This window comes from Streptomyces colonosanans (genome assembly GCF_001866645.1).
Taxonomy (GTDB): domain Bacteria; phylum Actinomycetota; class Actinomycetes; order Streptomycetales; family Streptomycetaceae; genus Streptomyces; species Streptomyces colonosanans.
Genome location: NZ_MLYP01000085.1, coordinates 35,476 through 59,768, shown reverse-complemented (window position 1 = coordinate 59,768; position 24,293 = coordinate 35,476). Strand labels below are relative to the sequence as shown.

Annotated in this window: 18 protein-coding genes and 7 pseudogenes; 8 read left to right on the top strand and 17 right to left on the bottom strand. The window is 69.4% G+C overall.

Annotated elements, in window-relative coordinates:
• Positions 1 to 268: 268 nt before the first annotated feature.
• Positions 269 to 577, top strand: a complete 309-nt coding sequence (locus BIV24_RS28110; protein WP_071369271.1) for a hypothetical protein — start codon at positions 269 to 271, stop codon at positions 575 to 577.
• 82 nt (positions 578 to 659) lie between these two features.
• Here BIV24_RS28110 and BIV24_RS28105 read toward each other — a convergent pair whose 3' ends face one another.
• Complete coding sequence (locus tag BIV24_RS28105; protein WP_071369294.1) at positions 660 to 1,832, bottom strand: RNA-guided endonuclease InsQ/TnpB family protein; 1,173 nt, start codon at positions 1,830 to 1,832, stop codon at positions 660 to 662.
• A gap of 520 nt (positions 1,833 to 2,352) precedes the next feature.
• Between BIV24_RS28105 and BIV24_RS28100 the strand changes: the two genes are divergently transcribed.
• The gene (locus tag BIV24_RS28100) at positions 2,353 to 2,895 is read left to right on the top strand and encodes a DUF1707 SHOCT-like domain-containing protein (protein WP_071369270.1); all 543 of its coding nucleotides are present in this window, start codon (positions 2,353 to 2,355) and stop codon (positions 2,893 to 2,895) included.
• A 61-nt stretch (positions 2,896 to 2,956) separates the two neighbouring features.
• On the opposite strand, the pseudogene BIV24_RS35780 reads toward BIV24_RS28100, so the two are convergent.
• Both BIV24_RS35780 and BIV24_RS28095 read right to left on the bottom strand, forming a co-directional pair.
• A pseudogene (locus tag BIV24_RS35780) lies at positions 2,957 to 3,226 on the bottom strand (helix-turn-helix domain-containing protein); the annotation flags it as partial.
• A gap of 217 nt (positions 3,227 to 3,443) precedes the next feature.
• Complete coding sequence (locus tag BIV24_RS28095; protein WP_245766971.1) at positions 3,444 to 4,547, bottom strand: serine hydrolase domain-containing protein; 1,104 nt, start codon at positions 4,545 to 4,547, stop codon at positions 3,444 to 3,446.
• A gap of 232 nt (positions 4,548 to 4,779) precedes the next feature.
• Between BIV24_RS28095 and BIV24_RS28090 the strand changes: the two genes are divergently transcribed.
• Positions 4,780 to 6,234: a Gfo/Idh/MocA family protein gene (locus tag BIV24_RS28090; RefSeq protein ID WP_071369268.1), complete on the top strand. Its 1,455-nt coding sequence runs from the start codon at positions 4,780 to 4,782 to the stop codon at positions 6,232 to 6,234.
• A 294-nt stretch (positions 6,235 to 6,528) separates the two neighbouring features.
• On the opposite strand, the pseudogene BIV24_RS28085 reads toward BIV24_RS28090, so the two are convergent.
• Positions 6,529 to 7,590 (bottom strand): annotated as a pseudogene (locus BIV24_RS28085) (glycoside hydrolase family 38 C-terminal domain-containing protein); the annotation flags it as partial.
• A gap of 57 nt (positions 7,591 to 7,647) precedes the next feature.
• Here BIV24_RS28085 and BIV24_RS35775 point away from each other — a divergent pair.
• Positions 7,648 to 7,860 (top strand): hypothetical protein, encoded by a 213-nt coding sequence (locus BIV24_RS35775; protein ID WP_071369267.1) that lies wholly within the window; start codon positions 7,648 to 7,650, stop codon positions 7,858 to 7,860.
• A 410-nt stretch (positions 7,861 to 8,270) separates the two neighbouring features.
• Here the strand turns inward: BIV24_RS35775 and BIV24_RS28075 are convergent, their stop codons facing one another.
• The 10 genes and pseudogenes from BIV24_RS28075 to BIV24_RS36585 form a co-directional block, all read right to left on the bottom strand.
• Positions 8,271 to 8,990 carry a GntR family transcriptional regulator gene (locus tag BIV24_RS28075; protein WP_071369266.1) on the bottom strand — a complete coding sequence of 240 codons (720 nt, stop codon included), beginning with the start codon at positions 8,988 to 8,990 and terminating at the stop codon, positions 8,271 to 8,273.
• 83 nt (positions 8,991 to 9,073) lie between these two features.
• Positions 9,074 to 10,456 (bottom strand): aldehyde dehydrogenase family protein, encoded by a 1,383-nt coding sequence (locus tag BIV24_RS28070; RefSeq protein ID WP_071369265.1) that lies wholly within the window; start codon positions 10,454 to 10,456, stop codon positions 9,074 to 9,076.
• Positions 10,453 to 11,454, bottom strand: coding sequence for a proline racemase family protein (locus BIV24_RS28065; RefSeq protein ID WP_071369264.1), 1,002 nt, complete (start codon positions 11,452 to 11,454; stop codon positions 10,453 to 10,455). The genes BIV24_RS28070 and BIV24_RS28065 overlap by 4 nt, the downstream gene beginning before the upstream one ends.
• A 31-nt stretch (positions 11,455 to 11,485) precedes the next feature.
• Positions 11,486 to 12,418: a dihydrodipicolinate synthase family protein gene (locus BIV24_RS28060; protein ID WP_071369263.1), complete on the bottom strand. Its 933-nt coding sequence runs from the start codon at positions 12,416 to 12,418 to the stop codon at positions 11,486 to 11,488.
• 65 nt (positions 12,419 to 12,483) lie between these two features.
• Positions 12,484 to 14,070 (bottom strand): NAD(P)/FAD-dependent oxidoreductase, encoded by a 1,587-nt coding sequence (locus BIV24_RS28055; RefSeq protein WP_079168583.1) that lies wholly within the window; start codon positions 14,068 to 14,070, stop codon positions 12,484 to 12,486.
• Positions 14,051 to 14,371, bottom strand: a complete 321-nt coding sequence (locus tag BIV24_RS28050; RefSeq protein WP_177198842.1) for a (2Fe-2S)-binding protein — start codon at positions 14,369 to 14,371, stop codon at positions 14,051 to 14,053. The genes BIV24_RS28055 and BIV24_RS28050 overlap by 20 nt, the downstream gene beginning before the upstream one ends.
• Positions 14,372 to 14,458: 87 nt before the next feature.
• Positions 14,459 to 15,625 (bottom strand): NAD(P)/FAD-dependent oxidoreductase, encoded by a 1,167-nt coding sequence (locus BIV24_RS28045; RefSeq protein WP_071369262.1) that lies wholly within the window; start codon positions 15,623 to 15,625, stop codon positions 14,459 to 14,461.
• Between the two features lie 41 nt (positions 15,626 to 15,666).
• Positions 15,667 to 16,306: pseudogene (locus BIV24_RS32650) on the bottom strand (hypothetical protein); the annotation flags it as partial.
• A gap of 82 nt (positions 16,307 to 16,388) precedes the next feature.
• Positions 16,389 to 17,015, bottom strand: coding sequence for a GyrI-like domain-containing protein (locus tag BIV24_RS28030; RefSeq protein WP_071369292.1), 627 nt, complete (start codon positions 17,013 to 17,015; stop codon positions 16,389 to 16,391).
• A 57-nt stretch (positions 17,016 to 17,072) separates the two neighbouring features.
• Positions 17,073 to 17,267: pseudogene (locus BIV24_RS36585) on the bottom strand (IS256 family transposase); the annotation flags it as partial.
• Positions 17,268 to 17,514: 247 nt separating this feature from the next.
• Between BIV24_RS36585 and BIV24_RS28025 the strand changes: the two are divergent.
• Together BIV24_RS28025 and BIV24_RS28020 are read left to right on the top strand one after the other, a co-directional pair.
• Positions 17,515 to 18,288 carry a tetratricopeptide repeat protein gene (locus tag BIV24_RS28025; RefSeq protein WP_342745289.1) on the top strand — a complete coding sequence of 258 codons (774 nt, stop codon included), beginning with the start codon at positions 17,515 to 17,517 and terminating at the stop codon, positions 18,286 to 18,288.
• A 147-nt stretch (positions 18,289 to 18,435) separates the two neighbouring features.
• Positions 18,436 to 18,783, top strand: coding sequence for a VOC family protein (locus BIV24_RS28020; RefSeq protein ID WP_071369258.1), 348 nt, complete (start codon positions 18,436 to 18,438; stop codon positions 18,781 to 18,783).
• Positions 18,784 to 18,812: 29 nt separating this feature from the next.
• Here the strand turns inward: BIV24_RS28020 and BIV24_RS36580 are convergent.
• Positions 18,813 to 18,977: pseudogene (locus BIV24_RS36580) on the bottom strand (IS5 family transposase); the annotation flags it as partial.
• A gap of 220 nt (positions 18,978 to 19,197) precedes the next feature.
• On the opposite strand from BIV24_RS36580, the gene ligA reads away from it, so the two are divergent.
• On the top strand, positions 19,198 to 21,234 hold the full coding sequence (ligA, locus tag BIV24_RS28015) for an NAD-dependent DNA ligase LigA (RefSeq protein WP_071369257.1): 2,037 nt from the start codon (positions 19,198 to 19,200) through the stop codon (positions 21,232 to 21,234).
• Positions 21,235 to 21,681: 447 nt separating this feature from the next.
• Here ligA and BIV24_RS36305 read toward each other — a convergent pair.
• A pseudogene (locus tag BIV24_RS36305) lies at positions 21,682 to 22,074 on the bottom strand (phage baseplate protein); the annotation flags it as partial.
• 1 nt (position 22,075) lies between these two features.
• Positions 22,076 to 22,353: pseudogene (locus BIV24_RS32640) on the bottom strand (helix-turn-helix transcriptional regulator); the annotation flags it as partial.
• Between the two features lie 174 nt (positions 22,354 to 22,527).
• Here BIV24_RS32640 and BIV24_RS28010 point away from each other — a divergent pair.
• Positions 22,528 to 24,267 (top strand): amidohydrolase, encoded by a 1,740-nt coding sequence (locus tag BIV24_RS28010; protein WP_079168582.1) that lies wholly within the window; start codon positions 22,528 to 22,530, stop codon positions 24,265 to 24,267.
• Positions 24,268 to 24,293: the final 26 nt, after the last annotated feature.

The window sequence follows — 24,293 nt, the reverse complement described above, 5'->3', positions numbered from 1 at the left end:
CGGAGCGAGCGGAGTCAGCGTCCGTTCATGCGCAGCACAGTGACGGCGCCGACCGTCATGTAGCCATGCCATTCGAGAGATGCGACGGCTGAGTAGCTGGTGGAGTCGACTGACCAACCCCCGACCACCGTTCCCCGCGATGTCCGGGCTTTCGTGTGGCCCGTGAGCCGTCCTCAACCCCTTGCGGCAGGTGTGGAATGCCAGATGCAGGTACTTTGGGTCTTCTTACTCAGCAGAAGCGGACGTAGCTTCGTGGGATCATGCCGCCATGAGCAGCGAAGTGACCGTTGACGTAAGTGCCCTGGCCATCAACGTCTCGATCCCGGAGGCTCTCCGTTGGACGGACACCCGGCGCGGTGAGGAGTTCACTCTCACCACGATCAACGTCCGACTTCTCGCGGACGGGCATCTTGCGGCGAAGGCATATGGCAGGCCGACTGCCGGCGGTCGCGGCGCGTACGTCTCTTTCCCTGTGCCCGACAGGCCCGAGCTGGCGGCCCTCATAGCCGAAGCTGCCAGCCGAGCTGGCTTGCTGTGGAGCGCCCACCTCGGTCTCAGGTCAACTACCCGGGAATGAATTCCCGGGCTTGCTGCTCGGGTTCACCGATGGCTTCGGTGAACCCGGCCGCGTCCAGCTCTCACATCTCGAGGTGTCGCCGTCAGGCGATGAGGGTGAGGGCAGGGGCCTGTGACTCGGCCCCGCGGACCCACGCGTACCAGCCGCGGTGGCTGATGTTGTGGGACGAGTTGCGGTCGGCGTGCTCAGCAAAGCCGCACGACCGGCACACGAACACGGCCTGAGAGGGCCGATTGGCTTTCTCGATGTGGTGACAGCAGGAGCATTCCCGGCTGGTGTACGCCGGATTGACATACACTACGGGGACCCCGGCGCGTTTCGCCTTGTAGGCGATGAACGCGCCGAGCTGGTGAAACGACCAGGAGTGCAGCGTGACGCGCTGGGGCTTTCTCAGCCGTGCCCGCTCACGAATACCGACCAGATCCTCCAGGGCGATCCCGCGACCGATGCGTTGAGCCTCCGTCACGATGCGCTTGCTGATCTTGTGGTTGATGTCGCGGGCCCGCCGTTTCTCCTTGCCCGCATGCTTCTTCGCCCGCCGCTTGGCGGACTTGGTGTTCTTCTTCTGCAGCTTGGTGCGCAGCTTCCGGTCCGCTTCACGGCGCCGGTTCAGGCGGCGCCCGCAGTGCCGCTTGCCGGTGGAGGTGGTGGCGATGTTGACGATGCCCAGGTCCACCCCGACGAACCCCACCGGGCGTGCGTTCCCATCGGCCTCGGCGATGTCGCAGGTCACCAGCAGATACCACTGCCCGCCCCGGCACAGCAGATCGGACTCACCTTTGCGGTGCGCGGCCACCACCGCAAGCTGCCCCGGCTCGCCGGTGAACGCGACGTTCTTCATCCGCCCGACCGTGGTCCAGATCGACACCGTACGCTGCTCGTGCTGCCAGGACAGCATCCGGTCGTCATAGGGCTGCGCAGCGTCCGCTCGGAAGGTGACCGGCTTGCCGGCCGCCTTCTCGTACCGCTGGGAGCCGGGCTTGCCGTAGTTTCCGTTACGGAGGTTGGCGCGCAGCGTGATGTAGGCGTCGCAGGTCTTCTTGATCGCATGCTGGGCGGCCTGCGCACCCAGATTCCACCGGGTCTTGATCTGCTGGTAGGTGTGCTTGCGCAGAGCCAGGGGCTTGGCCGTCTTCTCATCGAAGGCGACATGGGCGGCCCAGGTGGCGGCCTCGTTGCAGGCATACAGGGTCGCCTCAAGTGCCGCCGCCTGCACGGGCGTCGGCAGGAGTTTGATGCGCACCACCAACTTCATGACCATGAACGTACACACCCGTACGGACAGCCACCACGCGTTGCCCTCCCCTCACCCGAACGAGCGACCAGCCCCCGTCCCACGGCCACAGCGCCAGCGCGGCCCGGCTCCGCCGGGCCGTCACCTGGCCGCTTCGCGGCCCTGTCTCGCCTCCGGCCCGAATCCGCGGTGCTCCGCACCGCCACCACCAGATGCGATTCCTCCCGGGCGTGAACGCCCGGGGTTGCTCGCAAGAACAGGCTGAATCCTTGACCGCTGTACGAGCCCTGCCGGTAGACGCGGTCGACAAGGCGGAGGAGTCTCGAGCGGCTGCGGAGCGGTCGACGCGGCAGGCCCCGGCGGACGGTCCGCGCAGTTCACCGGAGTCCCGCAGGCCCGGCACGTCGACAGCGAAAAGCCCTTCGCGGGGTTGGACGATCAAGGCCATGATGACGAGCGGTCGGCCTCCCCATCGGATGCCTGCCTTGCCCGCTACGGGCCTTGGCGCGTTCGTATCGCCAGCCGGCAGTAGGGTGAAACGGTGACCCCCTTACCGGAAGACTCGCCGCCACTGATCGGCGAAGACGACCGCGATACGGCCGTGCAGCGCCTGCAGGAGGCGTACGCCGAACGGCTCATCTCGCACGAGGAGTTGGACGAACGTCTCCACCAGGTGCTCACTGCCAAGGCACATGGCGAGCTCGTGTCGGCTCTGGCCTCACTCCCAGAGGAGCGCCCGGACACCACGTCGACCATTGCCGCCGCCAGCGGACGGATCCAGCGGCGCGGCGTATGGCGGGTACCTCGAGTCCTCAAGGCCGAGTCCGCCTTTGGAAGGGTGCGCCTGGATCTGTCCCGGGCGATCATCGAGCATCCGGTCATCGACATAGAGCTGCAACTCGGAACCGGCGGGGCCGGAATCACGGTGCCCCGCGACGCGGTCGTTGACGTCGAGGGTTTGCGCACTGGGTGGAAGGACCTGCACTACAAGACCCCGCGGCATTCCCGCGCCGGCGGGCCGAAGATCCGAATCTCTGGGACCATGGGATTCGGACGATTGAAGATCCGCCATGCCCGGCGTTGAGGGGCACGCCGCTCTCGGCGGGCAACTGGCAGGTCCTCGCGGTGACCTGAGCCCGCTGCAGCGGCGTGATGGCGCTCGGGCGTCCCGAGCGGCGGCGATCTGCCAACCCGGCCGGCCGGTGCTCGGCGAACCGGCCTCGCCCCATCCGCACGGTGTCCAGGTGCACCCCGACCTGCCGGGCGGTGCGCGCGTTGGCCCAGCCGCGTGCGGCCAGCCGCACGATCTGCGCGCGCACCCGCGCCCGGTACTCACTTCGGTGGCCCCAGGCCGCCTTCTTCGACTTGCGTTGGGCAGCGGTCACAGAGATCGAGCGGGCGGCGGCAACGGGCATGGCAGACAGGCCGATCGCAAGAAGTGGATCAGGACAGCGGCAGGCTTCCGTATCCACGACGGCCACCGCGAACAGCCCATCCACCGGACACGTCATCCAGATCGGGCAGGATGCCTGCCATGCCCACACCTGCCGAGTCCACCTAGACCTCACTGCCCCAGAGGCTGACCGGCCGTGCCCGCACCGCCTGGCCGCAGCCGGGCCCGACCGGAGAGTCTCAGCCGGTGGCGGCCTTCGCGACCAGCTCGCTGATCTGATCGACCGCGGCGGAAGGACCAGGGAAGAAACGGTTCTTGGTCAGCGCGAAGGAAATGCCGGTCGCAGTGTCGGCATACGCCGCGCTGCCTCCCATGCCGGGCATGCCGAAAACGCTCAGCGTCTCCTGCGGGTTGGCTCCGGGCCGGCCGAGGTTGTAGCCCAGCGCGCGCGGCATCGGGAAGCCGACCATTTGGTCGACATCGGCCGTGGCCAGGGCTGTGACCTCACGCAACCGCTCGTCCGAGACCAGCCGGACACCATCCACCTCACCAAGCAGCGCGGCGTACATCCTGGCCACCGCGCGGGCGGACATCGTGCCGCCCGAGGGAATGTCCGAAGTCAGCACCACGGGGTTGTTGCCGTATTTGGCGCTGGGGGTCACGGCGGGCGGCGTGGCCTTGAGCATCGGCATGTCGGCGGGCACCGCTGCCATCATCGCGGCGGTACCGGGCGCCTCCTCGAGTCGGGCGAGCCGGCCGAGCTCGGACTCCGGGACGCCGAAGAACAGCTCGTCGACGATGCCCAGCGGAGCCGCCACCTCCTGCCTGAGTACTTGCGAGATCGGCTTGTCGGTGGCCCGGCGGACGATTTCGCCCATCACGAAGCCCCAGGTCATCGCGTGGTAGCCGGTCTTGGTCCCGGGCTCCCACCAGGGCTCGGAGCCGGCGATCAGGGCACACATCCTGTCCCAATCAGCCAGGTCCTGCACCGTGAGGTCGGACGGCACTGCCGGGACGCCGATGGAGTGGGTCAGCGCGTGGCGGATGGTCGCCTTGTTCTTGCCGTGGGCGCCGAACTCGGGCCAGAGCTCCACGATCGGCGTGTCATAGTCAAGGGCGCCGCGGTCTGCGAGGGCGTGCACCACCGTCGCAGTCACACCCTTGCCGGTGGAGGCGCTGTAGAACGGGATGTCCGGGGTGACCGGACGGCCGCTGTCCGGATCGGCGACGCCCGCCACCGCGTCCACCACCAGCTCACCGTGCTGGTACACCGCGACCTGGACACCCAGCTCGGCGCCCGACTCCACCAGCTGGTCAATGGCCTGTTGTACAAGCTTCTGCATGATGTTCATGCCCTCTCGATCTTTGGCTGCGGCGCTTGTGGGCACCGTTCACCCGAGAGTCGGAACCAACGGTGAGATCTCGACATCTCCACAGCACCACTCGGCACTGCCCGACCACCACGCACTAGGCGACGAGGCCTGAAAGTACAACGGTCCTACCTCTTGAGTATCCGTCGTACCTCCCGCAGGGTGGCAACCGTTTGCAGCGAACCCATCCAGCGACGGAGGTCCGATGCACGACGAGAACGCGACACCGGTCCCTGATGACTCCGCCGACGGCTACTCCCGGCGCGCGATGCTGCGTGGTGTCGGCGTCGCCGGAGCGGGCCTCGGCCTCGGCGCGTTGACCGGTGGTACGGCACACGCCGACGCCGCCGACCGCGCCGGGGGTGCGGCCTCTCCCGCCGCCGGCCAGGCCACCGACGCGGCACCCGCTCGCAAGGGCGAGACGATGATCGGGGTGCCGTTCGAACGACGCGGAACCGTGCGGGTCGGCATGATCGGGCTCGGCAACCGCGGCGACGGCATGGTCGACCTGTTTCTGGCGATGCCCGGCGTCCAGGTCGTCGCTCTGTGCGATCCGGTCAAGGAGAAGACCGCGAGAGCCGCGAAGAAGGTGTCGGACGCGGGCCAGCCTGCGCCCGCGACGTACACGAAGGGCGAAGACGACTTCGAGAATCTGTGCAAGCGCGGCGACATCGACTTCGTGTACGTGGCGACGCCGTGGGACTGGCACTTCGAGATGGCGAAGACGGCGATGCTGAACGGAAAGCACGTCGGTGTGGAGTGCCCAATCGCCCTCCGGCTCGATCAGCTGTGGGAGCTGGTCGACCTGTCCGAGCGCACGCGACGGCACTGCATGCAGTTGGAGAACTGCTGCTACGGCCGCAATGAGATGCGGGTGCTGCGCATGGCGCACGCCGGGAAGTTCGGGCGGCTGCTGCACGGCGCCGGCGCGTACATCCACGATCTGCGCGGTCTGATGTTCGATCCGCACTACTACGAGGGTCCGTGGCGGCGGCTGTGGCACACACGGCTGCGCGGCGACCTCTACCCGAATCACGGGTTCGGCCCGGTCGCCAACTACATGGACATCAACCGTGGTGACCGCGTCACGCACATCTCCAGCTTCGGGACGCCCTCGTTGGGGCTCGCCGAGTACCGCGAGGCCAAGATGCCGCACGGCGACCCGAGCTGGAAGGAGACGTACATCGAGAGCGACCGCACGATCAGCCTCGTCCAGACGGCGAAGGGGCGCGTGATCCGGCTGGAGCACGATGTCTCCACACCACACCCCTACTCGCGGATCAACAGCCTCGGCGGCACGAAGGGTGTCTTCGAGGACTACCCCGAGCGCATCTATATAGAGCCAGACCACACCAACGACAACTGGGGCGACTTCTCGAAGTACGCTGACTGGGATCACTGGCTGTGGAAGGAGCACTCCAACCCGCCCGGCGGGCACGGTGGTATGGACTACATCATGGTGTTCCGCCTGATGCAGTGCATGCGGCTCGGCCTGGTGCCCGACTTCGATGTGTACGACGCGGCGACCTGGACATCGCCGGTGCCGCTCAGCCATGCATCGATCAAGGCGAACGGCACGCCCCAGCCGATCCCCGATTTCACCCGGGGCCTGTGGGAGAAGGCACGCTCGGGCGTGGACTCGCAGAAGCCGGAGGGGTGACGGTCTCAACGAGGTGAGACCGAGCCGCAGGTCCGGTGCGAAGTGGCGCACCGGGCCTGCGGCAACCACCTCAGGTCCTCTGAGCTCGGCCACACGAAGTCGAGGCACGCCGAACTCACCCCCGACAAACTCGCCGCGCGCGTTCTCTTGAACCCGCCACCCCCCGAGCATCGGAACAGGCAATACACCCTCTCGCCATTCCACATCGGACATCCAGTGCCCGAATGGCCATCGGGCCCTTGACTCCGCAATGGTCCGGCCGCCCCTGCGGATTCCTGCGTGGCGGCGCCCCGGTCAATGTCCGGTCTGGGGCGTCAGCCGGAGGGTCAGGATCTGGAACGGGCGCAGCGTCAGGCGCACGTGCCGGGCTCCCGACTGCACCGCATCCGTGTTCTCGTGCCCTTCCGACGCGCGTTCCAGCAGGTCGGTGACCACCACCGACTCCACCGGGAAACCGGTGGTCAGCAGTGCCTGTGCGCGTCCACCGTGGGCTTCGTAGAGGCGTACGACGACATCTCCCGACCGGTTGTCGGCGAGCTTGACCGCCTCGATGACGACCGCCTCGCTGTCCGTGGCGACCAGTGGTGCGACCTCCGCCGAACCGGGGACAGCTCGTTCCGGCAGGTTGAAATGGTAGCCCTCGCGCACGGCGTCGGCGATGTCGGCTCCGACCACGAAGCCGTACCGCAGCCGGTGGTGGCCCTGATCGGCCTCCGGGTCGGGGAAGCGGGGGGCTCGGAGCAGGGAGAGCCGGACGGTGGTGGTGGTGCCGCCGTCTGCGCGTACGTCGCGGGTGACCTCGTGTCCGTACGTCGAGTCATTGACCACCGCCGCGCCCCATCCCCGTTCACCGAGGTGCAGGAAGCGGTGTGCGCAGATCTCGAACTTGGCGGCGTCCCAGCTGGTGTTGGTGTGGGTGGGCCGCTGAACGTGTCCGAAGGGGATCTCGGCGCTGGAGTGATCGGCCCGTACGTCCAGGGGGAAGGCGGCTTTGAGGAGTTTCTCCTTCTCGTGCCAGTCGATCTCGGCGTCGATGTCCAGGCGCCGGGAGCCTTCGCGCAGCGAAATCAGCTGCTCGATCCTTGAGTTGCCGAAGGTCCGTACGATCCTCACGCCGGTGGCCGTGGCGTTCACGGACTCGGCGTCGAGGAGGTTGTGGACCGTGTTGCGGTAGAAGGCGTCGATGTCCCAGGCGTCGTACTCGTTGGGGAAGTCCTGGTGGAGCTGGAGCAGGTTGGCGCAGGCGTCGGGGGCGAGGGCTTCGCGGCCGGCCCCGATGTCGTACGCGGAGGTGATGAGGCCGCGGCTGTCGATCTCGACCCGGACCAGGCCGTTGTCCAGGACGAAGCCGCCCTCCGAGGACACCGGGGCGACCGGCCCGGCCACGCGGACGAAGAGTGGACGATCATCGTGGTGACCGACCACGGCCACCGCGACGAAGGGGGCCACGGCGGCCGGAGCGAACTGGAACGTACCGCCTGGGTGGCCGCCAGCGGGCCCGGCATCACCTCCGACTCGGCGCCGACGGCAGTCCGCCACGCCGACATTGCCGCCCACGCCTACGCCGCGCTGGGGATCACCCCCGATCCGCACTGGACCCTGGACGGCAAGGCGTTCACCGCGTGAGCGGCGCACGTCCCGAACGGCCCGACGAGCCTCCTGAGAACGGCGCCTGATCCGGCGAGCCACCCGCACACCGCCGCCCCCGGGGGCCGGCTCGCCCTCGCGGCTCGTCACCGTCCACCCGCGGGCCCAGTTCCGGTACGCGGTGACGACGTCGCCGTCGCGTACCGGAACCGATCCCGCTTCGCACCGCACGAGGTGCGGCATCCGGGCTGCCGCCTCCTGGACCCGCGCCCCCGCGAGGTGCGCGAACACGTGGTGGACACCGCCGCGCCCTGGTCGAGGAGTACGACCTGGACGGGCTCAAGGTCGGCTTCCTGGACGAGGCCATGGCCTACGCCGTCGCCCCAAGAGGCACGCGCAAGGGCGGGGTGCGCCTGTACACAGCCTCTGCCCCCGTCCCCGGACCGGGCTCAGCGGGCCGCGCTCAGCTTTCTCTTGGGTGTGCGCCCGGCCGGCTCCGGCTCCTGCTCGCCCATGGCCCATAGCGAACGCACGTGCCCAAGGTGGCGGGCGACGCACTTCTCGGCGCCCTTCGCGTCACCTGCGACCATCAGGTCAAGGAGCTCGATGTGCTCTTCGGCGGACGGGATCAGCTGGTCGCGCTCGTCCAGAGCGGTCAGTCCGTACAGGCGTGAGCGTTTACGCAGGTCGCCGACGGTTTCGACGAGCCGGTCGTTTCCGGCGAGCGCGAGCAGGGAGAGATGGAACTGACGGTCGGCCTCCAAATAGCCGATGAGGTCGTGCTCGCGCGCGGCGCGCACGATGTCCTCGGCCACCGGACGCAGCGCCTCCAGGTCCTCGCGGGCGGCGCTGCGGGTGATCCGGCCGATCATGGGGACCTCGATCAGGGTGCGGATCTCGGTGTACTGGTCGAGGTCGCGTTCGTTGACCTCGGTGACGCGGAAGCCCTTGTTGCGTACCGGCTCGACGAGGCCCTCGCGTGCCAGGTCGAGCATCGCCTCGCGTACCGGCGTCGCGGAGATGCCGAAGTCCTCGGCCAGGCCGGGCGCCGAGTAGACCTCGCCGGGGCGCAGTTCGCCGGAGATCAGCGCGGCGCGCAGGGCGTGGGCGACCTGGTCGCGCAGCCGCTCCCTGGTGGTGATGAGGTTGCGCTGCTTGAGGTGGCCCATGACGGTGGTGTTCCCTTCGTGCCCCGTGCCCTCGCGGCCGAGCGAATCACCAGAGTACAATGTCATGTTGTTCTCGCGGGGGCCTACGGATGTGCGGGTGCCAGTGTGTAGGTGCGGCCACTGGTGTAGAACGCCAGGGCGTCATGTCCTTGTTCGCGTGGGCCGTGGCTGGAGGCCTTGGCCCCACCGAAGGGCAGATGGAAGTCGACGCCCGTGGATGGGGCGTTGACGCGGATCATGCCAGTGTCGAGGTGGTCGAGCCCGTGCAGCGCCGCATCGAGCGAGGCGGTGTGCACAGAGGTGACCAGGCCGTACGGGACGGAGTTCGTGATCCGTACCGCGTGACCCAGATCGTCGGCGGGCAGCAGTGCTGCCAGTGGCCCGAAGACCTCCTCGCTCAGCAGTCGGTGGCCCGGTGGTACCTTCTCGACCAGGGCCGGGGCCGCGTACCAGCCGTTCGTCTCCTCGAGGACGGCGGCGCCCGCGAGTTCGGGCAGGCCTTGTCTCGCCTGGATCACGCGATCGCGGGCCTGCTGGCTGATGACCGGTCCGCACACCGTTGCGGGATGAGCGGGGTCGCCCGCTGGACGCGCTCGCAGCGCCTCGGTGAGAGCCTCGCGCAGCGGGTCGAAGGCGGCGCCGACGGCGATGACGCGGCTGGTGGCGGTGCACTTCTGCCCCGCGTATCCGGCGATCGCGTCGGCGATGTGCGCGGCGGCCCGGGCGATATCCGCGTCGGGTAGGACGATCGCCGCGTTCAGCCCGCCCATCTCGGCCTGGACCGGGATGCCTCGCGCGGTGGCGGTGCGGACGACCTTCCGGCCAACCGCCGTGGAGCCGGTGAAGGAGACCACGTCGGCAGCGGAAACGACGGCGTTCCCCTCGATGGGGCCACCGGGCAGCACGGTGAACACCCGGGAAGGTACGGCGTGGTGGACGATCTCGGCCAGGCGCTGGGCGCACGCGGTCGCTTCCGGCGCGGGCTTCAGGACGATGGTGTTGCCGGTCGCGAGCGCCGGGGCCGCCTTCCAACTGGGGATGGCGAAGGGGAAGTTCCACGGGGTGATCAGACCCGCGACTCCATGCGGGCGACGGCGGGTGAGCAGCAACCCCCCACCGGCGGCCGGTTCGTGGACCGCACCGTTGGGCTCGAAGGAAGCCTGGGCGTAGTACCGCCAGATCGCGGCGGTGCGGGCCACTTCGGCGCGTGCTTCGGTGAGCGGCTTGCCCACCTCGCGTACGGCGAGGGCTGCCAGTTCGTCCGCGGCGGCCTCCACGGCAGCGGCGACCGCGCCCAGCGCCGCCGAGCGGGCAGCCGCGCCGGCCGCGAACCAGCCGGGCTGGGCGACACGAGCCCGTTCCACGGCGTGGACCGCGGTGAAGGCCCCCGGAGCGGGGGCGCGGACCAGGACGTCGGAAGGATCGGCCGGGTTGCGCGAGACAATCGGGGCCAGGGCGGTGGTCACAGGAGGAAGCCTCCGGGGAAGGGGTCGTCCGGGTCGAGGAAGTACTGGGCGGTGCCCGTGATCCAGGCGCGCCCGGTGATGCGGGGAACGACGGCGGGCATCCCGCCGACCTCGGTCTCCGCTACGAGACGGCCGGTGAACTCGGTACCGATGAAGGACTCATTGACGAAGTCGCGGTGCAGCGGCAGCGCGCCGCGGGCGTGCAGCTGCGCCATCCGTGCCGAGGTGCCGGTGCCGCACGGCGAGCGGTCGAACCAGCCCGGGTTGATGGCCATGGCGTGGCGTGAACGGTGTGCGTCGGAGCCGGGGGCGGCGAGGTAGACATGCTTGACCCCGGCGATCTCGGGCTGCTCCGGGTGGACGGGGCGGTCCGGCGATGCGTTGATCGCGTCCATGATGGCCAGCCCGGCCGTGAGCAGGTCGTCCTTGCGGGACCGGTCGAACGGCAGCCCCAACGCGTCCAGTTCGACGAAGGCGTAGAAGTTACCGCCGAAGGCGAGGTCGTAGGTCACCGTCCCGTACCCCGGCACGTCCGCCTTGCGGTCCAGGCCGACACAGTAGGCGGGGACGTTGGTGAGCGTGGCCGACTTCGCCGCGCCGTCCTCGACGTGTACGTCGACGGTGACGAGTCCGGCCGGGGTGTCGAGGCGGACGGTCGTGGTTTCGGCGACGGGAACCATGCCGGTCTCGACGAGGACGGTGGCCACGCCGATGGTGCCGTGTCCGCACATCGGCAGCACGCCGGAGACCTCGATGTACAGCACTCCGTAATCGGCGTCGGGGCGCGTGGGTGGCTGGAGGATCGCGCCGCTCATGGAGGCGTGACCGCGTGGCTCGTACATCAGGAGCGTGCGCAGGTGGTCCATGTGCTCGATGAAGTGGAGCCTGCGCTCCGCCATCGTGGCGCCGGGGATCACCCCGACACCTCCGGTGATCACGCGGGTGGGCATGCCTTCGGTGTGCGAGTCGACGGCGTGAAAGACGTGACGGGTACGCAATGAACGTCCCTTCCTTTAAGGCCGATCGGGGTCAGCGGAGGCCGTGGGCAACGGCCTTCTCGGTCGCCGTGCGGACCAAGGTCTCCGTCGCGGCGGGCAGCGGCATGCGCGGCGGGCGAGTGGGGCCACCGCGGCGGCCGACCAGGTCCATGGACAGCTTGATGGCCTGCACGAACTCGGTCCTGGAGTCCCAGCGCAGCAGCGAGTGCAGGGACTTGTACAGCGGGAGCGCGGTGTCGAGGCAGCCGGCGGCGGCGGCGTGGTACAGCTCGGCGCAGGTGGCGGGGAAGGCGTTCGGGTAGCCGGCGATCCAGCCGACCGCGCCCGCCAGGGCAAGTTCGAGCAGGACGTCGTCCGCGCCGATCAACAAGTCGAGTTCTGGGACGAGTTCGGCGATCTCGTAGGCCCTGCGGACATCGCCGCTGAACTCCTTCACGGCCACGATGCTGCCATCGCCGTGGAGTTGGGTGAGGAGTGCGGGGGTGAGATCGACCTTGGTGTCGATGGGATTGTTGTAGCCCACGACGGGCAGCCCGGCCCGCGCGACGTCCGCGTAGTGGGCGCGTACCGCCTCCTCGTCGGCGCGGTAGGCGTTCGGCGGGAGCAGCAGGACGCTCCCGCAGCCCTGCTCAGCGGCCTGCTCGGCCCAGCGGCGGGACTCCGCGCTGCCGTAGGCGGAGACGCCCGGCATCACGCGCGCGCCGTCCCCCGCGGCCTCGACGGCGGTGCGGACCACACGGGCACGCTCGTCGTCGGTGAGTGTCTGGTACTCGCCGAGGGAGCCGTTGGGCACCACCCCGTCGCAGCCGTTGTCGATGAGCCAGCGGACGTGCTCGGCGTAGGCGTCGTAGTCGACGGCAAGGTTGTCGCGCAGGGGTAGTGCGGTGGCGACCATGATGCCGCGCCACGGGCGGTCGGCGTTCCAGATGGCGTCGGAGGCGGTGGACGTGGTGGTGTCGGTCATGAAAGAGCCTCTTCTGTGACATTTCACTGAGTTGTGAGCGGCACCCGCAGGTGGTGCCCGGTCCATCAGTCGGCGGGCTTGCAGGGTCCGGCAGTCGATGGCCGAGTTCGTCCGTCGACGGGCCGGCCGGGCTCGTCCGGACCGGCCGCGTCGGGCTGCCCGGACGGGCCGGTGGGCGTGGCGGTCGGTTCGCTCGGCTCGAGTGAGCCGAGCACTCCCAGTGGTACGGGCACCGCGAGGGGCCGACGCTCGGGAGACGCCGGTGCGGATTCGGCGCCCGCTCCCGCCGCGAGGCAGGCCACGGCCGCCCCGCACATCCTGCCCTGGCACCAGCCCATGCCCGCGCGGGTGAGGAGTTTGACGGTGCGCGCGTCACGGGCGCCGTAGTCGGCGAGGGCCTCGCGGATGGCGCCGGCGCTCACCTCCTCACAGCGGCATACGTCCGTCGCGTCGTCGAGCCAGTGCACCCAGCCCGAGCCCGGCGCGTGCACGGCGGCCATCGCGTCGGCGAAGTCCCGCATGCCGTCGCGGCGGCGTTGAAGCTCTCGCACGCGCCCACCGCGGGCGAGCTCGGGACGGCCGCGCGTTCGGGCGGCCACTGCGATGCCCGCGAGCTCGCCCTCGGTGCGGGCGAGGTCCGCACCGCCGATGCCGCCGGTCTCGCCCGCCGCCCACAGGCCTCGCACGGAGGTCTCCTGCAGCGCGTCCAATGCGAGGGCGTACGTGCCATCCTCGGTCCGCCGCGTCGCGCACCCGAGGCTCGTGGCGAGTTCCACTTGCGGGACGAGACCGTGCCCCACCGCGAGCGCGTCGCAGGCAATCCGGCGGCCCGTCCCAGGCAGGGGCCGCCAGTCGCGGTCGATGCGGGAGACGGTGACCGCCTCCACCCGGTCGGTGCCGTGGACTTGGGTCACCGCGCTGCGGGTGCGCAGGCGCACGCCGCGCCGTACAAGCCCCGTAGCATGGATCACGGCCTCCATCAGCTTGTGCGGGTTCGCGGCGAGCACGCCGGGGCGGCGGGCGTACCCCGTATAGCCGGACGCCTCGACCACCGCGGGAACGCGCGCCCCGGCGGCGGAGAGTGACGCAGCGACGGCGAGCAGCAGCGGGCCGCTGCCCGCCACGACGACGCGCCTGCCGGGCAGCACGAGCCCGGACTTCAGCATCGCCTGCGCTCCGCCGGCAGCCACGACGCCCGGCAGCGTCCAGCCGGGGAAGGGGAGGTGGCGTTCGTACGCCCCGGTTGCGAGGAGGACCGTGCGGGCCCGCACGCGGGCGGGGCGTTCGCCTGTGCCGTCCGCAGCCGTGACCGCGTGCACCGCCCACTCCCCTTCGCCCTCTCGCACCACGGTCCAGACATGGTGCCCGGCGAGGTGGACGATGTCGCTCGCCTCGAGGCGGCGGCGCAAGCCGGCGAAGAGGGACCAGTCATGGTGCAGGGCCTGAGGGCGCACCGCACCGAGGGGCGGGGCGGGGTGGCGGTAGAACTGGCCGCCGATCTGTCCGGCCGCGTCCAACAGGGCTACGGACAGCCCCCGTTCGGATGCCGCGACGGCACCCGCGAGGCCCGCGCAGCCCGCGCCGATCACCGCGAGGTCGTACAGCGCGCTGTATCTGTCATCGGTCGCCTCGTCAGACGGAGAGTTCGGCATGGCCGTGCCCTTCCTGGGTGGTGATCACGTCGCCGGGGCGAGCGGGGACCAGACAGGCCCGTCTATTGGGCAGATCATTGATCGTGGCGAGACAGTCGTAGCACTGACCGATGCCGCAGAAGACTCCGCTCGGACGGCCGTCGCGGCGTGTGGTGCGCCAGGCGAGGACGCCTGCCGACCAGAGAGCGGCGGCGATGGTCTGTCCAGGCAGCGCGGTGAGCGTGCGCCTGTCGAAGGTGATCTCGAAGGGGGCTTCGGGTGCCGCACCGACAAGCCCGGCGGGGGTTCGGTCTCGCGCCATGGAGCGGCTCCTTTTCAGGTAAGGGCATGCAGGACAGGTGTCCGGTCGACGCACCGTCGGAGACAGACCCGACCGGTGTCCTGGGCGTCATCCCGCTGCATCGAACCGGTGCGGTCTGAACGGCTCGATGTCCAGCGGGAGTTGGCCACCGGACAGAACTCGGGCGACGATCAGCCCGGTTGCGGGGGCGAGTCCGATCCCCGCACCCTCGTGGCCGCAGGCGTGCAGCAGTCCGGGAACGCGGGGGTCCGGGCCGATCGCGGGCAGATGGTCGGGCAGGTACGGGCGGAATCCGGCGTACGTCCGCATCGCGCGCACCCCGGCGAGCACCGGGAACAGCCGTGTGGCCTGGGCCGCGAGGCGGCGCAGCGCCTCCACCGACAGCGTGCGGTCGAAGCCGACCCGTTCCCTGCTCGCACCGATCAGGACCGGTCCCGACGGGGTGCCCTCGACGACGGCGGAAGTCTGCAGCGCCGCCGATCCGCTGGCGACATCGGCGACATAGTCGGCCGCGTACACCTTGCGCCGCACTACGCGCGGCAGCGGCTCGGTGACCAGGACGAAGCCGCGCCGGGGCAGCACGGGCAGGCCCACGCCGGCAAGCCGGGCGAGTTCACCGCCCCAGCTCCCGGCGGCGTTCACGATGTACGGAGCGCGCACGTCACCGCTCGCCGTGCGTACGCCCCGTACCTCCCCGTTCGCACCCGTCAGGACGCCAATCACCTCCTCACCGAGCCGCAGGCGCACCCCGCCGGAGCCCTGCCCGCCCGCGGCGCGCAGCAGATGCGCTGCGGCGAGTGCGGGCTGCACCTGGGCGTCCTGCGGGTAGTGGAAGCCGCCCGCCAGGTCCGGGGCGAGGTGTGGTTCCAGGTCACGGAGCTGGTCGACCGTGGCCTGCTCCGCCTTCACGCCCGCGCGTTCCTGCCGGGCGGCGAAGCCCCGCAGGGCTGCCATGGACGCCTCGTCGGAAGCGACAACCAGCCCGCCCTTGGCCTCGTACTCGATCCGGGGTGGCAGAAGGTCGGACAGCTCACGCCACAACCGTACGGACAGCAGGGCCAGTTCGAGCTCGGGGCCGGGTTCCTTGTCGGAGACCAGCAGATTGCCCTCACCGGCTCCCGTGGTCCCACCCGCGACGGCACCACGGTCAATCACGGTGACGGAGATGCCGGAGCGGGCCGCGTAGTAGGCGCAGGCCGCGCCGACCACACCCGCCCCGATGACGATGAGATCCGCAGAGCTTCTCGTGGGCACGCGAAGTAATATTTCACATTGCACTACCCTTGCCAAGAGGCTCAGCGACTCTCGATCAGCTCCCCCAACCACGCCTCGATCACGTCCGGAGTGCGCGCCAGGGCACCTGACGTCAACCGAGCTCCTTCGGGGGTGTTGACCAGGTCGTCCTCGATGCGCACGCCGATGCCCAGCAGTTGGTCGGGCAGCGTGTCGTCGTCGGGCTGGAGGTAGAGGCCGGGCTCGACCGTCAGCACCCGCCCCTCCTCCGACACCCCGTCCAGACAGATCTCCGCCTCGCCGCGCGGGTGGGCGAGGACGCGCGGCAGATCACGCACCACGTCTTCGAAACCGGCGACGGTGTGATCCGCGGCGAACTGCAGTTGACCCACTTCCCAGGCACCCTCGATCAGCCTCAACTCGTTCAGGACCACGGAGAGTTCCGCATCGACCGTGGCGTCGCGGCCCGGCGGCAGCATTCCCTGGTCACCGAGGCCGGGCGCAGCGGATGCCGGTCATGCGCTCGGTCTCGTCGAGGCCGGGGCGCCGGCCGACCCAGAACTCGCCGTAGCGCCGGTCCCGGTAGACGCCGCCGTCGGTGCGCGGCAAGTGGTGCCGCACGTACAGGACCGCCTCGTGCCGATGGGGTCCGTCCGGTTCCAGGACCAGGACGTGCCCGGCCTGCTCTTCGCCGGTCAGACCGAGATTTCTTCTGGTCGTTCGACGAGCACTGTTGTCCAACCTCGCCAGCGGGCATCGGCCTCCGCTGACACGTCGACGCCGCTCAACCGGATTGCGCTTCTACGGGTTGCCGCAGGATCGTCCTGAGCTTGGCGGGGTCAGTCCTGCGTGGGTCGCTGAGGTAGATCTCGTGGTGCAGCCCCGCCTCCCGCAGGTTGTTGGCGGGGAGGTACTCGTGGTGGAGCCTGGTCAGGATCGGTGTCTCGTCGTCGTAAGGGCCGATGTGGAGGACCTGGGCGCTGGTGCCCTCGTGTAGCGTCTCTGACCGAACGTCCGCAATGACCGGAAGGTTCTTCTTGATTAGGGCGGTGTGCCTGGCGTCTTCGATCATGTCGCCAGTGATCCAGTCAGGGACGTTGATGAGCAGTCTCCAACGCCAGTTGTCCTTGAGCCTGGCCAGGAAGTCGTCCATGTCGTCCGCCCACCACAGTCCCTCAAGTGGGCCCACGACAAAGTCCTTGTCGAGCTCGCCTTTACTCGCGAACTTAACGGTATAGGCAACCGCGTAGAGCGCCTCGACCGCGCGGCCGTACGCGGCGCTGGTGTTCGGGTCGCCGTGCCCGTCGATGGCGAGGAAATGGAGCTCGGGGATGTCGACAAGCTCCCAGTCAGTGTTCTTGGGTGAGTAGCACTTCTTGAGCTCGCGCTTGACGTCGTATTTGGTGGTCATGCCGAGGTGCCTTCCTGGTGAGTGATTGTCGTTACCGATCAGCGCGGTTGTTCGGACTGCGGTGACCGCGGGGCGTTCGACGAGGTGACCGTTCTTGAAGCGGGTGCCGTTGCGGGACGAGGGCGACGCGATGGGGGCCGTGATCGCGCGCCAGCGGGCCTGGCTGGACTCGGCCGGCTTGAACACCTTACCCAGGGCCGCAGCCGCGCTGTCGGCCCCGCGAGTGACCTTCGTTCTGAGTTTCACGGTGCTGGGCGACTGCCAGGTCGGCCCCCTGCCCGGTCCGGTGGCACTCCACGCCCACCAGCGATCGCGTTGTCCGGGAGGACTCCCGCATGATGCGTTGGATCGCCGGTGGGGCACACTTCACCACTACCCGGCACCGTGGCCGGGGCGTTTCCTCCCCCGGCTGAAGCCGGGGTTTCCACGCAAGGAGTTGCCGATGAAACTCTTCGGGTCGCGCGGCCGAAACGACGCCGGGCGAAAGACGAGATCGCCGTTGACGCAGGCCACAGCCTTGTACCAAGCCGGGGATTATGCCGAGGCGGAGGCCGAGGCCCGCGCCGTGGCCGCGGCCCGGTCCCGGCCGCGCGACGACCCGTACGCACCGTTGGCGCTGAGCATCGCCGCGCTCGCGACGGACGCCCAGGGCCGCCATGCTGAGGCCGCTTCCACATATGACGCACTGCTGCCGGTCTTCGGCAGGATCTTCGGCGTCGAACACCCGCAGACCCTGCAACTGCGCTCGAACCGCGCCCAGACACTGAGCGCGCTCGCCCGGCACGTCGAATGCGAGGAAGAGTGCGCCGCTGTCGCCCGTGCCGCGGCCCGCGGCACGGGGCCGGAGATGCCATTCATAGCGGCGGCCGCCCGCAACGGACTGGTGTACGCGCTCAACGCGCAGGGCCGCCACCCGGAGGCCGAGGCGCTCGCCCGTGAAGCCATCGCCACCCATCGCGTACCGGACCGGTTCACCCTGGTTCTGCAGCTCGGCCTGGCCCGCAGTCTCAACGCCCAAGCCCGCCACGGTGAGGCTCTTGTCGAGGCGGAACGCGCCGACGAGCTGCACCGGAGCCTGCCCAAGGAGCAGCACCGCCCGGATTCCGGTGCGGTCGAACTGGCAATGGCCACCGCCCTCCTGGGGCTGGGCCACGGTACCGAGGCCCGCACCCGGGCCGCGGCTGCCCACGACACCTGTCTTGCCGCCTTCGGCCCGGACCACCGCCGCACCGCCGAGGCCCGGGCGCTGCTCGACCGCATCGACGGCGCTTGATCGGGCGGGCAACGCCACCGTCTACGGGCACGTCCTGGACGGCTCATCCCGCTAAAAGCCGTGTCGCGAAAGTGCGTGCGGCGACGGACGGACCGTAGTACCCCTGGACAGTGTTGGATCCGTGTGTGTTCTCTTCAGGAGTCGTCAATGGCCGTTCGCCGTGTCATGCCCATCATTCAGTCAGAGGCTGCGAAGGAGAGCCGGGAGTTCTATGGCCTGCTGGGCTTTGAAGAAGTCATGAATCTCGGCTGGATTATGACGCTTGCCTCGCCATCCAACCCGGCGGCCCAGGTCAGCGTTGTGACCGGCGACAAAACCGCCCCGGTCACCCCTGATGTGAGCGTCGAAGTCGACGACGTCGAGGCGGCTTACACCATCATGCGGGACAGCGGCGCGGAGATCATTCACCCCCTGCAGGACGAGGAGTGGGGCGTACGGCGGTTCTTCGTCCGCGACCCCAACGGCCGCGTGGTCAACGTTCTGAGCCACCGCTGAACTTCCCGCGCCACGAGGACGGTGCCGGCTCACAGCCACTCGTTGAGGACCGCGACCAGCACGCTCGCCTCATAACGGACCGCAAGCTGTCGTACCTCGTAGCTACGGCCCGGTCGCTTGTGGCGGTTGATCCCGCATTCGACGGCGTGGCGCTCGCGGCAGTCGGTTTTGTCGAACTTCGGTGGCCGGGCTCCTGGCCTCGCCCGCCCGGTGCTGTGAATGAGTACCTACTTGACCGGTCTGGCCAAGTAGGTACTCGGAGGTGGGTGGTGGCGGCAGCGGTGTGACGCGGTGGAATCGGGCACCGGCGTGGCGCCGGAGACCGGGCGTTCTCAGCGCTGCCCGGCTTCTGTCATAGCGCCTTTCACGAGCGTGCGGAACCCGATTGTCAGACCCCTACGCAAGGATCACCGCATGACGACTGCCGCACCTGCCCTTTCGCTGACCGACCGCGCCTCCTACGACCACGCGGTCGAGCAGGCCCTCGCCGCGAGCGCGGCGTACTACGGGGACGGGGACACCACCCTCGACGACGCCTCCTATGACGTCCTCGCCCGCGGCATCGCCGCCTACGAACTGGCGCACCCCGACCACGTCCGGGCGGACTCCCCCACCGGGAAGGTCAGCGGCGGCGTGGGCGATGTGGCGCACACCGTGGCCATGCTCTCCCTCGACAACGTCTTCGACGCCGAGGGCCTGGTGAAATGGGACGCGTCCCTGGCCCGCCGGATCGACCACCCGGTGGAGGGTGGCTACGCGGTGGAGCCGAAGCTGGACGGGGCTGCGATGGCGGCGCGCTACCGCGACGGGCGCCTGGTGCAGCTCGTCGGACGGGGGAACGGCACGCATGGTGAGGACCTCAGCCACGCGATCGGCTCGATCATCGGCCTTCCCGCCCAGGTGCCCGGCGGCGCCACCGTGGAGATCCGCGGTGAGGTCCTGCTGACCCGGGACCAGTTCGAGAAGGCGAACGAGATCCGCGCCGCGCACCACGCGAAGGTCTTCTCCAACCCGCGCAACGGCACGGCCGGAACTCTGCGAGCCAAGGACCGGCCGTACACCATCAAGACCACCTTCTTCGCCTACGGGGCGTTGGAGCTGGACGGCGCCGGCTTCCTCACCGGCACCAGCCACGAGGCCGTCATGAGTCAGGTCGCCGCCCTGGGTGTGCAGACCACCTCCGCCACCGACATCGGGCTGCGCGTGTACGCCACGCTGGCCCAGGCGCAGGCCCGCGTCGAGGAGATACAGCAGCTGCGCCCCGAGTTGCCGTTCGGGATCGACGGAGTGGTGATCAAGGCCAACGACTACGCCGAGCAGCAGGCTGCCGGTTTCGGCACGCGTCACCCGCACTGGGCCATCGCCTACAAGCTGCCGCCCGTGGAGGCGCAGACCAAGCTCCTCGCGGTCGAGTGGAACATAGGCCGCACCGGACACATCGCCCCGCGCGCCGTGCTGGAGCCGGTGGAGGTCGACGGCAGCACCGTCACCTACGCGACACTGCACAACCCCGCCTTCATCCGCAACAGCGACCTGAAGGTGGGCGACACCGTCCTGCTCTACAAAGCGGGCGACATCATCCCGCGCGTCGAAGCGCCCGTGGTGACTCTGCGTACGGGCGAGGAGACCGACATCGTCCTGCCCGAGGCGTGCCCGGGATGCGGCGGGGACATCGACAAGTCCGGTGAACGGTGGGAATGCGCGGGCGGGGCGAGCGGCGGGTGCGGAAAGATCCCGTCCTTGAGGTACGCCGTGGGCCGCGACCAGCTCGATATCGACGGTCTGGGCGTGACCTATCTGGAGGCTCTCGTCGAGGCCGGTCTGGTCGACGACGTCGCCGATCTGTTCTTCCTCACCCGGGAGCAGCTCGCCGAGGCGACCGGAAGCGACAAGCGCGCCGACTCGCTGCTGGTCCAGCTCGCCAAGGCCAAGAAGCAGCCGCTGAGCAGGGTGTTCTGCGCGCTGGGTGTGGTGCGGACCGGCCGAACGCTCTCGCGGGAGATCGCCCGTCACTTCGGCACGATGGACGCCATCCGGGCTGCCACGGCGGATGAGCTGGCCGAGGTCAACAAGCTTCCGGGGGCCAACGCCCCGAAGATCGCGGCTCACGTCGCCACACTGGGACCGGTCATCGACAAGCTGGCCAAGGCCGGAGTGAACATGGTCGAGCCCGCCGCCGACGATGCGGACACGGTAAGCAAGCCGCTGGCGGGCGAGACGGTCGTCGTCACGGGTGGCATGCACGGGCCTCTGGCCGGACGCAACCGCAACGAAATGAACGAACTCATCGAGCGCGCGGCCGGGACGGCCTCCAGCAGCGTGTCGAAGAAGACGACCATCCTTGTCGCCGGCGAGGGTGCCGGGTCCAAGCTGGCCAAGGCCGAGCAACTCGGCACGAGGGTACTCACCGAGGACGAGTTCGCCGCGCTGGTCGCCGATTACCTCGCCTGACCCCCCTTCACCGCAGGCGGGGCGGCAAGCGAGCCGCCCCGCCTGCGATCGTGCGCGACACCCACGAGAGCCGCAGGACCGGTCGGCATCAGGCCCTGGGGTCGCGCCGACCGGAATCCCTACGTGCGCGAGCAGGGGGGACCCCCAGAGCACGCTCCCCCACTCTCGGCTTCTCCCCCACTCTCGGCTCCGCTCGAGCGGGGGGACCCCCAGAGCGGGAGGTGCCCCCACGACGCCGCTCCTCAACGGGCAAACGCTGCCTGCCACGGCACTTGCGGACAGGTACGACAAGACCGCCACCTCATACGAAGCAGCGGTCTGCCTGGCGTCGTTCCTGCCCTGGGCAAGATCACTTTGAAGACGGACCCTAGACGAGTGCGTTTTGTAAAACAGGTTCGAGCGGCGGTCGCCGACGTTGCCTGAGGCGAAGCCGAGGAACAGCCGGACCTCGCCGGCCGCCGTCTGATAGATGCCTAGGCCTTCCGGCTCACGGAAGACGAGGGTCGAGCCCGCCTTGGTGAGGACCGGGCCCTGCGCGATCTTGGCTGTGTTCATGTCGACACAGGTGACCTCGGAGTTCACCACACCGCCGCTGGCGTCGTAGGACGTCCCGGTGAGCAGGTACAGATACTGGCCGTAGGCTGCGTAGCCCTGGAGCGTCATCGACAGCGCCGGCAGGCTCGGCTGCTTGAAGTCGGCGAGCGGCGAGGAGAAGTCGCCGTTCGTCGCGGCGGCGAGGTCGTAGACCGCGACGTGCTTGCCGTCGCTGAGGTGGTAGCGGACGATCAGCCGGTTGTTGACCGGGTCGATCGAGCAGGTGTGCTCGGTCGCGGCGGCCACCGGCGTGTACTTCGCAGTCCGTCGGGCTGACCCCGCGTGCCCGCTTGAACGCCACGCTGAACGCGAATGCGTCCTCGTATCCCACCTCGCGCGCCACCGCGGCGACGGTGTCCTCCGTGTCGCGCAGCAGGTCCGCGGCCAGGGCCATCCGCCAGCCAGTGAGATATGTGAGCGGCGGCTCGCCGACCGCGCTGGTGAAGCGGGCGGCGATGACGGCAGCGCGTCACCGACAGCCGGAGTGTTCAGCGCCACGTACCAGGACGGGAGTTCGGCCTGCGGCAGTGGGGGACATCAACTGTGGGGAGCCACCGGATCGGCAGATTTGACGGTGTGACAAGACGTTTCTTTCAGCGTGCACACACCTTGACCGGACGGATTTTCGCTCACTAGTTTTTGATCATTGAGCGTTCGGCAGCCACCCCCCGGTCATGCTCAGCCCCCTGGGAGTCACTCATGTGCAACGCTTGCTGCCCGATCCCGCCCGGCCCCCGTATCGACCGGGCCCAGTTCCTCAAGCTGCTCGGCGCCGGTGCCGCAGCGGCTGCCGCGCCGGCGGCGCTTGCGGGAACTGCAGCCGCCGCGACCCGCAGCGCGGCCACGGAGGGCGGTGCCCTGGTCGTGGACAACATACGCGGATACACGATCGCCAACGGCCGCCTGCGCCGGTTCTCCAGCATGCTGGTCACCCCCAGCGGCCAGGTCGCCGCCCTCGACCCGGGCGCGGCGCGCGGCGCCCGCCGTCTCGACGGCCGGGGACGCGTACTCCTGCCCGGTCTGCATGACGCCCACGGGCACCTCTGGGGTCTCGGAGAGCTCGCCGTCCAACTCGACCTCACGGGGACGAAGTCCCTCCAGGAGGCCATGGACCGGCTCGCCGCCTACGCCACGGCCCACCCGGAGATGACCTGGATCCAGGGCCGGGGCTGGAACGAGGTGATCTGGGGTCTGGGGCGGTTGCCCACCGCCCAGGACCTGGATGCCGTGGTCTCCGACCGCCCCGTATGGCTGGTGCGGATCGACGGCCACGCGGGCGTGGCCAACACCAAGGCGCTGCAGATTGCGGGCGTCACCGCCGACACCCCCGATCCGTCGGGCGGCCACGTCGAGCGCGACGCATCCGGCAACCCGACGGGCGTACTGGTCGACGCGGCACAGGAGTTCATCACCTCCAAGCTGCCCGTGCCCACCTTGGACGACGTCCGGATGCGCGCCCTGGCCGCACAGACACGGCTGGGCGCCGTCGGTCTCACCTCCGTCTCGGACGCCGGCACAAGCGCGGACGGCATCGTGGTTCTGCGGCAGCTCGCCGACGAAGGGATGCTCACCCTCCGGGTGAACGCTTTCCTCGACTTCGACGCCTTCACCGAGGTCGGTGCGGACGCACGCACCGACTCGTACGCACGCGACATGTTGCGCGTGCGCACGGTCAAGCTGTACATCGACGGCGCTCTGGGCAGCCACGGTGCGGCCCTGATCACCCCGTACAGCGACATGCCGTCGACCAAGGGGCTGCTCCAGATGGAGCCCGCCGAACTGAACCGGCGGGTGGAGCGGGTCCTGCGCGGCGGCTACCAGGTCGCGGTGCACGCCATCGGAGACCTGGGCAACCGCGTCGTGCTGGATGCCTATGAGAACGGGTTCCGTACCGTGGGAGACAAGAAGCTGCGGCACCGCATCGAACACGCCCAGGTCGTCGCGCTGGACGACATTCCTCGTTTCAAGCGGCTGGGGATCATCGCCTCCATGCAGCCGGTGCACGCCACAGACGACATGAACATGGCCGAGACCCGTGTCGGCTCCGAGCGCATCAAGGGCGCATACGCCTGGCGCACGATGCTCGACCAGGGGACGGTCGTCGCGTCGGGCTCGGACTTCCCGGTCTCGTCCTCGAACCCGTTCGACGGCCTGCATGCCGCGGTCACCCGCACCGACCGCGACGGCAGTCCGGCGGGCGGGTGGTACCCGCAGCAGGCGATGACCCCGGTCGAGGCGCTGCGGTCCTTCACGCTCGACGCGGCGTACGCGGCCCACCAGGAGAAGGTCCTCGGCAGCCTCGAGCCCGGCAAGTGGGCGGACTTCATCCTTGTCGACACGGACCCGTTCGACCTGCCGCGCGGACGTGCGCTGTGGCAGACGAACGTCCTCCAGACGTGGGTCGCGGGCCGCCGGGTCGGGGAGTACGGCGCGCTGTGACGGACGGATGAGATCCTGCCCCTGTC